Origin of the sequence: Micromonospora sp. NBC_01405, assembly GCF_045040155.1 — a bacterium.
GTDB lineage: Bacteria > Actinomycetota > Actinomycetes > Mycobacteriales > Micromonosporaceae > Micromonospora.
In genome coordinates this window covers 2,937,846-2,950,373 of record NZ_CP109532.1, presented here as the reverse complement: position 1 = coordinate 2,950,373, position 12,528 = coordinate 2,937,846, and the positions used below count along the sequence as shown (strand labels likewise).

Sequence of the window (12,528 nt, the reverse complement as noted above, 5' to 3'; positions counted from 1 at the left end):
GCCTCCTGCCACAGGAGGAGGCGAGGCTCGTCCCGTGGCGGGAGCGATCACTCGTCCCGGCCGGATACCGTCGGACCATGACTGATGAGCACCCCGCGCTCGCGCTGCGTGGCCTCGCCAAGCGGTTCGACGGCAAGGTGGCAGTGGCCGGCGTCGACCTCGACGTCCCGGCCGGCTCGTTCTACGGGCTGCTCGGCCCGAACGGCGCCGGTAAGACCACCACCCTGTCCATGGCGGTCGGGCTGCTCCGCCCGGACGCGGGCGGGGCGTGGGTGCTCGGGCACGACGTGTGGGCGGACCCGGTCCGGGCCAAGCAGCTCCTCGGCGTGATGCCGGACGGCGTGCGGCTGTTCGACCGGCTCAGCGGGGCGGAGCTGCTGGCGTACCACGGTCTGCTGCGCGGCATGGACCCGGCGGTGGTCGACCAGCGGGCGGCGGAGCTGCTCGACGTGCTCGCCCTCGGCGACGCCGGCCGGACCCTGGTGGTGGACTACTCCGCCGGCATGAAGAAGAAGATCGGCCTGGCCTGCGCGCTGCTGCACGGGCCCCGGCTGCTGGTGCTCGACGAGCCGTTCGAGGCGGTCGACCCGGTGTCCGCGGCGCTGATCCGGGACATCCTGCACCGGTACGTCGTCGGTGGCGGGACGGTGGTCTTCTCCAGCCACGTGATGGAGGTCGTGGAGCGGCTCTGCTCACACGTGGCGATCCTCGCCGAGGGGACGATCAAGCAGGTCGGCACCCTCTCCGAGGTGCGCGGCGACCGCTCGCTGGAAGACGTGTTCGTCGAGGTGGTCGGCGGGCGCACCGCGACGGGCGAGGAGCTGGCGTGGCTGTCGCGGTGACCGCGCCCGCCGAGCGGGCCCGACCGGTCTCGGCCCGGCACTTCGTGCGGCTCAAGCTGCGGGTGATGGGCAACAACTTCCGCGGCCAGGGCTGGCGGATCGCCATGTTCGTGGGCGGGGTGGTCGCCGGGCTCTGGTTCGCCTCCACCGGGTTCTTCCTGCTGGCCGCCCCCGGGCTGGCCGGCGAGCCGAAGTACGCGCTGATGGTCGCCGCGTTCGGCGGTGGCCTGCTGGTGCTCGGCTGGCTGCTGCTGCCGTTGGTCTTCTTCGGCGTGGACGAGACGCTCGACCCGGCCCGGTTCGCCCTGCTGCCGCTGACCCGGCGCACCCTGGTCACCGGGCTGCTCGCCGCCGCGCTGGTCAGCGTACCGACGGTGGCGGTGCTGATCGCGACCCTCGGGCTGGTGCTCACCGCCGGCATGCTGGGCGGGTGGGCGGCGGCGCTGGTCGCGGCCGTCGGGGTGGCCGCCGGGCTGATCCTCTGCGTCGCCGCGAGCCGGGCGGTGACCAGCGCGTTCGCCACGATGCTGCGGTCGCGGAGGGTACGTGACCTGGCGGCCGTGCTGCTCGCGGTGCTCGCCGCGCTGCTGGGCCCGTTGCAGCTCGTGGTGCTGGCCGCCGTGCGGCAGGCCGACTGGGACCGGCTGGCCGGGGTGGCCCGCGTCGTCGGCTGGACCCCGTTCGGCGCCCCGTGGACGGTCGGCATCGACGTCGCCGAGGGGCGGGCGTGGGCGGCCCCGCTGAAGCTGCTGATCACGGCGGCGGCCATCGGGGCGCTGCTGTGGTGGTGGTCCCGGTCGCTGGAGTCGGCGATGGTGGGGGCGGCCGGCGGGGGCACGGCGAAGGCCCGCGGCGGCCCGGTCGGCGGCGCGGTGGCGCAGCTCTTCCCCCGGGCTCTCGGCTGGGCCCGGCGGGACCGGTTCGGCGCGCTGGTCGCGCGGGAGTGCCGCTACTGGTGGCGGGACGCCCGACGGCGGGCCAACCTGATCACGCTCGCGGTGGTCGGGATCTTCGTGCCGGTGATGGTCAACTTCGGCGGGACGAGCTTCTCGGCGGAGAGCGGAATGGAGTTCGCCGCCCCGAACTCCTCCCCGGTGCTGGCCAGCCTCTCGGTCCTCTTCGTCGGGGTGCTCGCCTCGGTCACCCTGGCCAACCAGTTCGGCTTCGACGGCAGCGCGTACGCGGCGAACGTCGTCGCCGGGGTGCCGGGCCGGCTGGAGCTGCGTGCCCGGGCGGCGGCGTTCTCGGTGTACGTGCTGCCGATCCTGGCCGTCGTCGCCGTCGTCCTGGCGGTGGTGCTGGGCCGGCCGGCGTGGCTGGGCCTGCTGGCCGGCACCCTGCTCGCCTCGTACGGGGTGGGGCTGGCGATCAACGCGCTCATCTCGGTGCTCGGGGCGTACTCGCTGCCGGAGACGAGCAACCCGTTCGCGATGAACAGCGGGGCCGGGCTGGCGAAGGGCCTCCTCACCGTGCTGTCGATGATCGGGTCGGCGGTCGCCGCGGTGCCGATGGTGGTCGCGGCGGCGCTGCTCGGCGACGCCTGGCTCTGGCTGGCCCTGCCGCTGGGCCTCGCGTACGGCCTGGGCGCGGCGCTGCTCGGGACGTACCTGGCCGGGGACCTGCTCGACCGGCGGGCCCCGGAGCTGCTGACGGCCGTCACCCCGCGCCGCTGACGACCCGTCCCCGCCCGGCGGCACCCGGCAACGGCGGCGCGGGCGCGGGTCAGCGGCGGCGCAGGAAGGCGTAGAGGAACTGGTTACGGCTGATGTCGGTGACGTTGACCAGCTCCCACCCGAACTGGGACAGGTACTCGACGCCCTCCATCAGCCGCGTTACGCCGCTGCTCGTCAAGCCGGGGCGGGCGAGCAGGGCGAGGTGCCGGTGGGGATAGGCCCGCAGGTCCACCTCGTTGCGGGCCAGGGCGTCGACGTCGAGGATGCGGGTCTGGGCGAGTTTCTGCGGCGTCACGGGGGCCATGCCGGCACGATAGGGCCCCCGCGCACCCGCCGCCGGCCGCCCCCATGGTGGGGGCCGGCCGCTGCGGACTCGCCGGGCGTGGCGGGCGGCGGCACAATGGGCCGATGCCTGTCGTCGAGTCGCTGGTCACCGTCCCGGTGCCGCCCGAGCTGGCCTTCGCGGTGTCGCAGACCGTCGCGCCGGTGCGCTACCGGTGGGACCCGTTCGTCCGCGAGCAGCACTTCACCGACGGGGCGACCCGCCCCGGCAAGGGCGTGCGCACGTTCACCCGGTCCCGGCACGGCCTGGTCATGGTCAGCGAGTACGTCTCCTTCGCGCCGCCGAGCCACGTCGGGATGAAGATGGTCCGGGGTCCGTGGTTCTTCGAGATGTTCGCGGGCGGCTGGCGGTTCGCGCCCGGCCCGGAGCCGGGCACGGCGGTCGCCACCTGGCGGTACAGCTTCCGCTGCCGGCCGGCGTTCCTGCGCCCGGTCGCCGACCGGGTCGGGGTGTGGCTGCTGGGCCGGGACATCCGCCGCCGGATCGCCGGGTACGCCGCCGGCTGCGCCGACCCGGAGGTGCTGGCCGCCGCCTGCCGCTCCCTCACCGCCGACGGGTGAGCTTCCTGCACGAGCGGTTCCCGGGCCGGGCGCGCGCCCGGGGCGGCACAATGTTTCACGTGAATCATCAGCCGGGTGCCGAGATCCACCACACCGACCCGTTCGCCGTGCCCTCCGGGCAGAAGTCCCCGGCCCGTCGCCTGCGGGGCCGCCTCGCGGCTCCGGTGACGCTCTGGACCGCGCCCGGTCCGGCCGGCCTGACGGTGTCGTCCACGCTGGTCGCCGAGGGCGAGCCGGACCGGCTGCTCGGCCTGGTCGACCCGGAGTCGGACCTGTGGGCGGCGGTCGAGGAGGCGGGACGGTTCGCGGTCGCGCCGCTGGGTCCGGCGCACCGGCAGCTCGCCGATCGGTTCGCCGGCCTGTTCCCGTCGCCGGGCGGCCTCTTCGCCACCGGCGGCTGGGCCGACACGGAGTACGGACCGGTCCCCGCCGACGCCGCCGGCTGGACCGGCTGCCGGCTCGACACCGCCCGCGAGTACGGCTGGGCGTTGCTGGTCGAGGCCACCATCGAGGCCGTCACCCTGACCGAGGAGACCACCCCCCTCCTGCACTACCGGGGCCGGTACCACGAGCTGAGCTGATCGGCTGGGCCAGGTCGGCGACTCGGCCGGGGAGGCCGCCACGCCGCCGACATGGGCGTTGACCACCGACCACCGGTCACCGGAGTGACGTGGGTCACCTGGCGCAGGCAGCCGACCGTTCGGCGCAGTGGGCGACCGGGGCCGGCTCACGTCTTCCCGGGCGAGGGGCGAGGTTCCTACCGTGCGCGAAACTCCCCACGCCTGTGAAGGTGGTGATCCACAGATGTCCACGGACACACCCGCGCCGGACGCGCCGTCGCCGGCCGCGCCGGAGACGGCGACCTCGGCCGCGTCCGCCGCTGACCGGTACCTCGCCATGCAACGGTCGGACGAGTTCGTCGGGTTGCGTCGCGCGCTGCGCGGCTTCGTCTTCCCGATGACCGTCGCGTTCTTCCTGTGGTACGCGCTCTACGTGATCCTGTCCGCGTACGCGCGGGACTTCATGGGCACGAGGCTGTTCGGCAGCAACATCAACGTGGCCCTGGTCTTCGGGCTGCTCCAGTTCGTCTCGACGTTCCTCATCGCCTGGCTGTACTCGCGGTTCGCCGACCGGCGACTCGACCCGGTGGCCGACCGGATCCGCGCCGAAATGGGGGAGGTGACCCATGAACACGGTCCTCGCGGCTGAGGCGGGCGGCGGCACCGCCCGCAACCTGACCATCACCCTGTTCCTCGTCTTCGTGGCGATCACCCTCGCCATCACCGTCTGGGCGAGCCGGCAGACCAAGACCGCCACCGACTTCTACGCCGGCGGCCGGTCCTTCTCCGGCTTCCAGAACGGCATGGCGATCGGCGGCGACTACATGTCGGCGGCGTCCTTCCTCGGCATCGCCGGCATCATCGCCCTCTACGGGTACGACGGCTTCCTGTACTCGATCGGCTTCCTGGTCGCCTGGCTGGTGGCGCTGCTGCTCGTCGCCGAACTGCTGCGCAACTCCGGCCGGTACACGATGGCGGACGTGCTGGCGTTCCGGATGCGCCAGCGCCCGGTCCGCACGGCGGCGGCGGTCTCCACGATCACCGTGTCGATCTTCTACCTGCTGGCCCAGATGGTCGGCGCGGGCGCGCTGGTGGCGCTGCTGCTCGGCATCCGGCCGGGCACCACGTTCCTCGGCATGGACGCCGACACCGCCAAGATCGCCACGATCATCATGGTCGGCGCCCTGATGATCATCTACGTCACCGTGGGCGGCATGAAGGGCACCACGTACGTCCAGATCGTCAAGGCGTTCCTGCTGATGACCGGCGCGCTGGTGATGACCCTGCTGGTGCTGGCGAAGTACAACTTCAACCTGTCGGAGCTGCTCGGCGACGCCGCCGCGTCCTCCGGCAAGGGCAGCGCCTTCCTGGAACCGGGCCTGCGGTACGGCGTCGAGGTGGCCGGCAACGCGACGCAGACGTTCTACAACAAGGTCGACCTGCTCTCGCTCGGCATCGCGCTGGTGCTCGGCACGGCCGGCCTGCCGCACATCCTGATCCGCTTCTACACCGTCCCGACCGCCAAGACGGCCCGCAAGAGCGTGCTCTGGGCGATCGGCATCATCGGCGCGTTCTACCTGCTCACCCTCGCCCTGGGCTTCGGCGCTGCGGCGCTGGTCGGCGGCAAGGACATCGTCGCGCAGGACAAGGCCGGCAACACCGCCGCGCCGCAGCTCGCCGAGGCACTGGGTAAGGAATTCTTCGGCGGCGACCTCGGCGGGGCGACCCTGCTGGCGATCATCGCGGCGGTCGCCTTCGCCACCATCCTGGCGGTGGTCGCCGGGCTCACCCTGGCCTCGTCGTCCAGCCTCGCGCACGACTTCTACGCCAACGTGGTCAAGAAGGGGCAGGCGTCGGAGCGCCAGGAGGTCCGGGTCGCCCGACTCTCGGCCCTCGTCATCGGCGCGGTGTCGATCGCCCTGTCGATCTACGCACAGAGCCTGAACGTGGCGTTCCTGGTGGCGCTGGCGTTCGCGGTGGCCGCCTCGGGCAACCTCCCGGCGATCCTCTACAGCCTGTTCTGGAAGCGGTTCAACACCTCCGGCGCGGTCTGGTCGATCTACGGCGGCCTGCTCGCCGCGGTGCTGCTGGTGTTCTTCTCGCCGGTGGTCTCCGGGGCACCGACCTCGATGTTCCCGGACCACGACTGGCACTGGTTCCCGCTGTCCAACCCGGGCATCCTCTCCATCCCGTTCGGCTTCCTCTGCGGCTGGATCGGCACGGTCATCTCCAAGGAGCACGACGAGGAGAAGTACGCGGAACTGGAGGTGCGCTCGCTCACCGGCGCCGGCGCGCACTGAGTCGGACCCGCTCGGCACCGCACCGGCCGAGCTGTCGAGGGGCCCCCGCCGCGCCGAGGCATTGGCAGGGGGCCCCTCCTCACCTCTGTAGGCTGGCCGGATGAAGGTTGCTCCGCGCTTCGGCCCCGGTCACCGTGTCCTCGTCACCGGCGGCGCCGGCTTCGTGCCGTCACACCTGGTGGACTCCCTCGTCGCCCGCGGCTGCACAGTGGTGGTGCTGGACAACTTCGTCACCGGCTCCAAGGACAACGTCGCCCACCTGCTGGAGAAGCCGACCTTCACGCTCGTCGAGGCGGACATCTCCGACGGCCTGCCGAACCACCACCCGGCCCTGGCCGAGCGGTTCGACGCGATCCTGCACATGGCCTCCCCGGCCAGCCCCACGGACTTCGCCACCCTGCCGGTGGAGATCCTCCGGGTCGGCTCGGTGGGCACCCTGCACCTGCTGGACCGCGCGGTCGCCGACAAGGCCCGATTCCTGATGGCCTCCACCTCCGAGGCGTACGGGGACCCGAAGGAGCACCCGCAGCGCGAGACGTACTGGGGCAACGTCAACCCGATCGGCGTGCGCAGCGTCTACGACGAGGCGAAGCGGTTCTCCGAGGCGGCCACGATGGCGTACCACCGGTACCGGGGGCTGGACGCCGCAATCGTGCGGATCTTCAATACGTACGGCCCGCGGATGCGGCCGGACGACGGCCGGGCCATCCCGACGTTCATCTCTCAGGCGCTGCGCGGCGAGCCGATCACGGTGCACGGCACGGGCAACCAGACCCGGTCGATCTGCTACGTCGAGGACCTGGTGCGCGGCATCCTGCTGCTGCTCGACTCGACCGAGACCGGCCCGGTCAACTGCGGCACCGAGCACGAGCTGACCATGCGGCAACTCGCCGAGTTGATCGTGTCGCTCTCCGGAAGCGCGTCACAGGTGACGTACGTCACCCGGGCCGCCGACGACCCGGAGATGCGCCGGCCGGACCTCACCCTCGCCCGTGAGCTGCTCGGATACGAGCCGTCGGTGGCGCCCGAGGACGGCCTCCGACGCACCATCGAGCACTTCCGCGAGCGGCTAGGGTAACCGCCCGACGGGCCACGCCCCGCCGGGCGACCTGCGCTTCGCGGCGACGCTCGACGGGGCTACGTACGCTCGGGTACATGTCAGCGACCACTCCCGCCGGCGTCCCGCTCCCGCATCTGCGTCGCAGCGCCGGACGCGCCTCGGTCCCCGGCCCCGGCCAGGGCTCCCCGGGACGCGCCCGCGTGTCCGACGCCCAGTCGTACCCCTCGCCCGGCGACCGGTCACCGGGCGGCAACTCCGGCGGGCCCGCCGGGCCCGGCGGGCCGAGGTGGCCGGGCGGGCAGCGGCCGGGCGGACAGGGGCCGCGCCCCCGGTGGCGCCGGATCGGCCTGGTGGCCGGCGTGGCGGTGCTGGTGCTCGCGCTGCTCGGCGGGGCGGGCGCCTGGCTCTACACCAGCAACCTCAACGACGACCTGGCCCGCACCGACCCGTTCTCCGAGCTGACGGGCGGTCGCCCGGCCAAGGCGGTGAACGGCGCGCTGAACATCCTGTTGGTCGGCAGCGACTCGCGGGACCCGGACGCCCCGGTGGACCAGCAGAGCCAGTGGCGGGCGGACACGATCATCGTCATGCACATCCCGGCCGACCACAAGTCCGCCTACCTGGTCTCCGTCCCCCGCGACCTGTACGTGCCGATCCCCGAGAACGCCAAGTCGGAGTGCGGCTCGGGCCAGCGGGCGAAGATCAACGCGGCGTTCGCGTTCGGCGGCCTGCCGCTGGCCGTGAGGACGGTGGAGTGCTTCACCGACGTGCGGATCGACCACGTGCTGGCGATCGACTTCGCCGGCTTCAAGCAGGTCACCGACGCCCTCGGCGGGGTCGACCTGAAGGTGGAGCGGTCGGTCACGTCGATCCACAAGCCGTTCCGGAAGTTCACCAAGGGCACCATGCACATGACCGGCGCCGAGGCGCTGGACTGGATCCGGCAGCGCAAGCAGTTCCCCGACGGCGACTTCGCGCGGATGCGCCACCAGCAGGAGTTCCTGAAGGCGCTGATGGACAAGGCGGCCAGCACGGAGACGCTGACCAAGCCGAAGAAGCTGAATGCCTTCCTCCAGTCGGTGACCGACGCGGTCACGGTGGACCAGGGATTCTCGCTGGTCGACATGGCATTGCAGTTCCGCAGCCTGCGCGGGGAGAACCTGATCTTCATCACCAGCCCGAACTCGGGCAGCGACACGATCAACGGTGAGTCGGTGGTGGTCTCCGACCGGGAGAAGGCCCTGGGGATGTACAAGGCCATGACGGCGGACACGATGGCCGACTGGGTGAAGACCAACCAACCGGCCGGCGGCACGGGTAACGGGAACTGACACTCGGCACCCGTTACTTCGACGGACGTCATCGCCGGTCGGCGGTCGAACCCCCTCCGCCAGGGGTCGACCGCCGACCGGTCGCGTCGATCTGGACGTTCGGGCAATTCCCACAGGCGACCGCCGGGAGAACGGCAAATAATCGCGTGACGAACTCGCCTTGACGGGAAGCGGTACGTACAGTGGTCCCGCCCCCGCCCCCCTCAAAACGCGAGCTGGAGCACGCATGCCGGTTCAAGCCAGCCGTCGCCCCCCGTCGCCGGAGCCCGTCGGCGCAGCCGCACGGGTCACGTCGCAGCCCCGCCGCAACAGCAAGCGCCCCGGCCGCGGCCCCGCGAAGAAGCGGGCCCACCGCAAGGACCCCCGCTGGGCGCGTCTCACCATCGCCTTCGGCGCGGTGCTGATGCTGGCCAGCGGGGTCGCCATCGTGGGCAGCAAGGCGCTCATCAGCCAGGCCACCGGCAGCATCGCCCAGGGCAACCTGCTCGGCGACGCCGGCAAGTCCGACGCCGACGGCGGCGCGAGCCTGGAGGGCCCGATCGACATGCTGCTGCTCGGCGTGGACGCCCGCGAGCGCTGGGCCGCCGACGACGTCCGGGCGGACAGCATCATCGTGCTGCACATCCCCGCCTCGCACGACCAGGCGTACCTGATCTCCATCCCGCGCGACACCCAGACGGAGATCCCGGGCCACGGCGTAGACAAGATCAACGCGGCGTTCCAGGCCGGCGCCCGAAACGGGGGCGGCTGGGAGGGGGGTGCCCAGCTCATGGCGAAGACGATCAAGAAGATGACCGGGGTCAGCTTCGACGGCGCGGGGATCATCAACTTCGGCGGCTTCAAGAAGATCATCGACACCCTCGGCAGCGTGCGGATCTGCGTCTCCCAGGAGGTCAAGTCGTTACACATGTCGTACGTCGACGGCAAGCCGATGTGGAACGCGGACGCCAAGAAGACCGGCAAGTCGATGACCCAGGTGGTGCACAAGAAGGGCTGCCGGGAGATGGAGGGCTGGGCGGCGCTGGACTACTCCCGGCAGCGCAAGGGCCTGGACGGCGGCGACTACGACCGCCAGCAGAACCAGCAGCAGCTGATCAAGGCGATGGCGAAGAAGGCGACCGAGAACGGCACGCTGACCAACCCGGTGAAGCTCAACGCGCTGATGAAGGCGGCCGGCGGGGCCCTCGTGCTGGACACCGGCGGGGTGCCGATGATCGATATGATCTTCACGATGCGCGGGGTCACCGGCAACGACCTGACGATGCTGCGCACCAACGGCGGGAAGTTCCACCCCACCGCCGACGGCTCGAAGGAGACGCTCAGCCCGCAGACCCTGGAGATGTTCCAGGCGATCAAGAACGACAAGCTCGCCGAGTTCGTGTACGCCAACCCGGACGTGCTCTCGACCCGCAAGTAGCCGTCCCACCAGCAGTTAGCCGTCCGGTCCGCAATTAGCCGTCCCACCTGCGGGTAAGCCGTCCGTCCTGCGCGAAAGCCGCCCGGCGGCCCGACCACCCCCTTAGCCTGACGTGAGAAGGTTTCACGTTCGGCGGTGGGGGGCGTCACGACCAGGTCAGGGGAAGCCGGGCGGGGACGGCGCGAGCCGGCCCGTCGGCGCGTACCCCGGTGGAGCCGGGTGCTCCTCGGGGCCGGCCTGGCCCTCACCCTGCTGGCCGCCGCCGCGGTGGCCGGGCTCAAGATCCTCAGCCACCGGTACGAGCGCACGGTGACCCGGGAGCAACTGCTCGACCCGGATGCCCGGCGGGACCGGACCGACCTCGACGACGCGCTGAACTACCTGCTGGTCGGCTCGGACCGGCGGCCCGGCGCCACCGGGGACGACCAGCGGTCGGACACCGTCCTCGTGGTGCACGTGCCGGCCGGCACGAAACGGGCGTACCTGATCTCCATTCCGCGCGACCTACGGGTGGCCATCCCGCCCGCGCCCAACGGTTGGGGCGGCGGCAGCGACAAGATCAACGCCGCGTACGAGCACGGCGGCGGCGGCGAGGCCGGGGTCCGGCTGCTCTCGGCCACCCTCACCCGGCTCACCGGCCTGCGCTTCGACGGGGCCGCGCTGATCGACTTCGCCGGGCTGCGGCAGGTCATCGACCTGCTCGGCGGGATCCGGATGTGCGTCGACACCGAGGTCCGCTCGATCCACACCAGGACCCTGTTCCCCGTCGGCTGCCAGCAGATGGACGGCGCCCGGGCGCTGGACTACGTCCGCCAGCGGTACGACCTGCCCGGCGGCGACTACGACCGGCAGCGCCACCAGCAGCAACTCCTGCGGGCGATGCTGGCCCGGGCCGGCGAGACGAACCTGCGACGCGATCCGGTGCGGCTGGACCGGCTGATCCGGGCGGTCGGCGCGTCGCTGACCGTCGACACCAACGGGGTGCCCCTGGAGGATTTGGCGCTCACCCTGCGGGACCTGCCACCGGAAGCGCTGACCGGCGTGCAGGTCCCCTCCCACCCGGAGACCATCGACGGGGTCTCCTACGTGGTGCTCGACGGCGGGGGGAACGGCCTGTTCGACGCCGCCCGCGGCGAGCGGATGCCCGACTGGGCCCAGGCCAACCCCCGGTGGATCACCCGGCTCTGACCGCGCCACGGACCCGGTGGCATCTCTTCCGCACGTCGCCCGTCGGTTCGGTCCGGCGAGGATCTAGGCTTGGTGACCGTGTTCGGACCCCAGGTTCCCACCGTGCCCGTGACCGAGATCGCCGACGACACCTACCTGCTCGACGTACGCGAGGACGACGAGTGGACCGCCGGGCACGCGCCCGACGCCCACCACCTGTCGATGACGGAGCTGCCGGCCCGGCTGGCCGAGGTCCCGACCGATCGTGAGGTCGCGGTGATCTGCCGCTCCGGCGGCCGGTCGGCGCAGGTGGTGGCCTACCTGATGAACAACGGCTGGGACCAGGTGCGCAACGCCGACGGCGGGATGCGCCAGTGGGCCGCCGTCGGGCGACCCGTGGTCGATGCGGACGGGCGGCCGGGCCAGGTCATCTGAGAGCGACGGGCATGGATCCCCTCGTCTTCGCCCACCGTGGCTCCTCGGCCGACCTGCCGGAGCACACCCTCGCCGCGTATCTGCGGGCCCTCGACGAGGGCGCCGACGGGCTGGAGTGCGACGTCCGGCTGACCCGGGACGGCCACCTGGTCTGCGTGCACGACCGGCGGCTGGGCCGGACCAGCAACGGCACCGGCCTGGTCAGCGCCCGCACGCTCGCCGAGTTGGAGGCGCTGGACTTCGGCTCCTGGCACCCGGGCTGCCCCCCGTCGGACGGCGACGAGCCGCCCGACGAGTCGCACACCCGGCTGCTCACCCTGGAACGGCTGCTGGACGCCGTGCTGGCCGCCGGCCGGCCGGTCCGGCTGCTGATCGAGACGAAGCACCCCTCCCGGTACGGCCGGGACGTCGAGCGCCGCCTGGTGGCCCTGCTGCGCCGGTACGGCCTGGCCGAGCCCGGGGGGGACAGCCCGGTCCGGGTCACCGTGATGTCCTTCTCCCCACTCGCCGTACGCCGCGTCCACGATTTGGCCCCCGGCCTGCCCACCGTGCTGCTGCTGGACGTGCTGCCGCGCTGGCTGCCACCCGGCCGGGTGCCGGCCGGCACCCGGATCGCCGGGCCAGGGATCGGGCTGGTGCGGTCCCGTCCTCGGCTGTTGACCACGCTGCGGGCCGCCGGCAACCAGGTGTACGTCTGGACGGTCAACGAGCCGGCCGACCTGGAGCTGGTGCTCGACGCCGGAGTCGACGGGATCATCACCGACCGGCCGGCCCACGCGCTGGCCCGGCTGGGCCGATGAGTCCCCGGATGACCCGCTGGCTCAGCGGCGCGGCGCGGAC

General features: G+C 72.3%; 13 protein-coding genes. 12 read left to right on the top strand and 1 reads right to left on the bottom strand.

Annotated features, from left to right (window positions below; genetic code table 11):
- Positions 1-77 precede the first annotated feature (77 nt).
- A complete protein-coding gene (locus tag OG559_RS12365) occupies positions 78-842 on the top strand; it encodes an ABC transporter ATP-binding protein (protein ID WP_396671939.1) in 765 nt (254 codons plus the stop codon).
- The gene (locus tag OG559_RS12360; protein ID WP_405115291.1) at positions 827-2,515 is read left to right on the top strand and encodes an ABC transporter permease; all 1,689 of its coding nucleotides are present in this window, start codon (positions 827-829) and stop codon (positions 2,513-2,515) included. Before OG559_RS12365 ends, OG559_RS12360 begins: the two co-directional genes overlap by 16 nt.
- 49 nt (positions 2,516-2,564) lie before the next feature.
- Here OG559_RS12360 and OG559_RS12355 read toward each other — a convergent pair whose 3' ends face one another.
- A complete protein-coding gene (locus OG559_RS12355) occupies positions 2,565-2,819 on the bottom strand; it encodes a hypothetical protein (RefSeq protein ID WP_405115289.1) in 255 nt (84 codons plus the stop codon).
- Between the two features lie 104 nt (positions 2,820-2,923).
- Between OG559_RS12355 and OG559_RS12350 the strand changes: the two genes are divergently transcribed.
- The 10 genes from OG559_RS12350 to OG559_RS12305 all read left to right on the top strand — a co-directional run bounded on the left by OG559_RS12350 (position 2,924) and on the right by OG559_RS12305 (position 12,488).
- Positions 2,924-3,418, top strand: coding sequence for an SRPBCC family protein (locus OG559_RS12350; RefSeq protein WP_405115287.1), 495 nt, complete (start codon positions 2,924-2,926; stop codon positions 3,416-3,418).
- The gene (locus tag OG559_RS12345; RefSeq protein WP_405116609.1) at positions 3,391-3,999 is read left to right on the top strand and encodes a flavin reductase family protein; all 609 of its coding nucleotides are present in this window, start codon (positions 3,391-3,393) and stop codon (positions 3,997-3,999) included. Before OG559_RS12350 ends, OG559_RS12345 begins: the two co-directional genes overlap by 28 nt.
- Before the next feature lie 223 nt (positions 4,000-4,222).
- Positions 4,223-4,627 carry a DUF485 domain-containing protein gene (locus OG559_RS12340; protein ID WP_405115285.1) on the top strand — a complete coding sequence of 135 codons (405 nt, stop codon included), beginning with the start codon at positions 4,223-4,225 and terminating at the stop codon, positions 4,625-4,627.
- Positions 4,605-6,278, top strand: a complete 1,674-nt coding sequence (locus tag OG559_RS12335) for a cation acetate symporter (RefSeq protein ID WP_405115283.1) — start codon at positions 4,605-4,607, stop codon at positions 6,276-6,278. The genes OG559_RS12340 and OG559_RS12335 overlap by 23 nt, the downstream gene beginning before the upstream one ends.
- Positions 6,279-6,378: 100 nt before the next feature.
- Positions 6,379-7,356: an NAD-dependent epimerase/dehydratase family protein gene (locus OG559_RS12330; protein ID WP_405115281.1), complete on the top strand. Its 978-nt coding sequence runs from the start codon at positions 6,379-6,381 to the stop codon at positions 7,354-7,356.
- A 77-nt stretch (positions 7,357-7,433) separates the two neighbouring features.
- Positions 7,434-8,669, top strand: coding sequence for an LCP family protein (locus OG559_RS12325; protein WP_405115279.1), 1,236 nt, complete (start codon positions 7,434-7,436; stop codon positions 8,667-8,669).
- A 226-nt stretch (positions 8,670-8,895) separates the two neighbouring features.
- Positions 8,896-10,086, top strand: coding sequence for an LCP family protein (locus OG559_RS12320; protein WP_405115277.1), 1,191 nt, complete (start codon positions 8,896-8,898; stop codon positions 10,084-10,086).
- A 249-nt stretch (positions 10,087-10,335) separates the two neighbouring features.
- Positions 10,336-11,274 (top strand): LCP family protein, encoded by a 939-nt coding sequence (locus OG559_RS12315; protein WP_405116607.1) that lies wholly within the window; start codon positions 10,336-10,338, stop codon positions 11,272-11,274.
- 78 nt (positions 11,275-11,352) lie between these two features.
- A complete protein-coding gene (locus OG559_RS12310; RefSeq protein ID WP_405115275.1) occupies positions 11,353-11,688 on the top strand; it encodes a rhodanese-like domain-containing protein in 336 nt (111 codons plus the stop codon).
- 11 nt (positions 11,689-11,699) lie between these two features.
- A complete protein-coding gene (locus OG559_RS12305; RefSeq protein WP_405115273.1) occupies positions 11,700-12,488 on the top strand; it encodes a glycerophosphodiester phosphodiesterase in 789 nt (262 codons plus the stop codon).
- Positions 12,489-12,528: the final 40 nt, after the last annotated feature.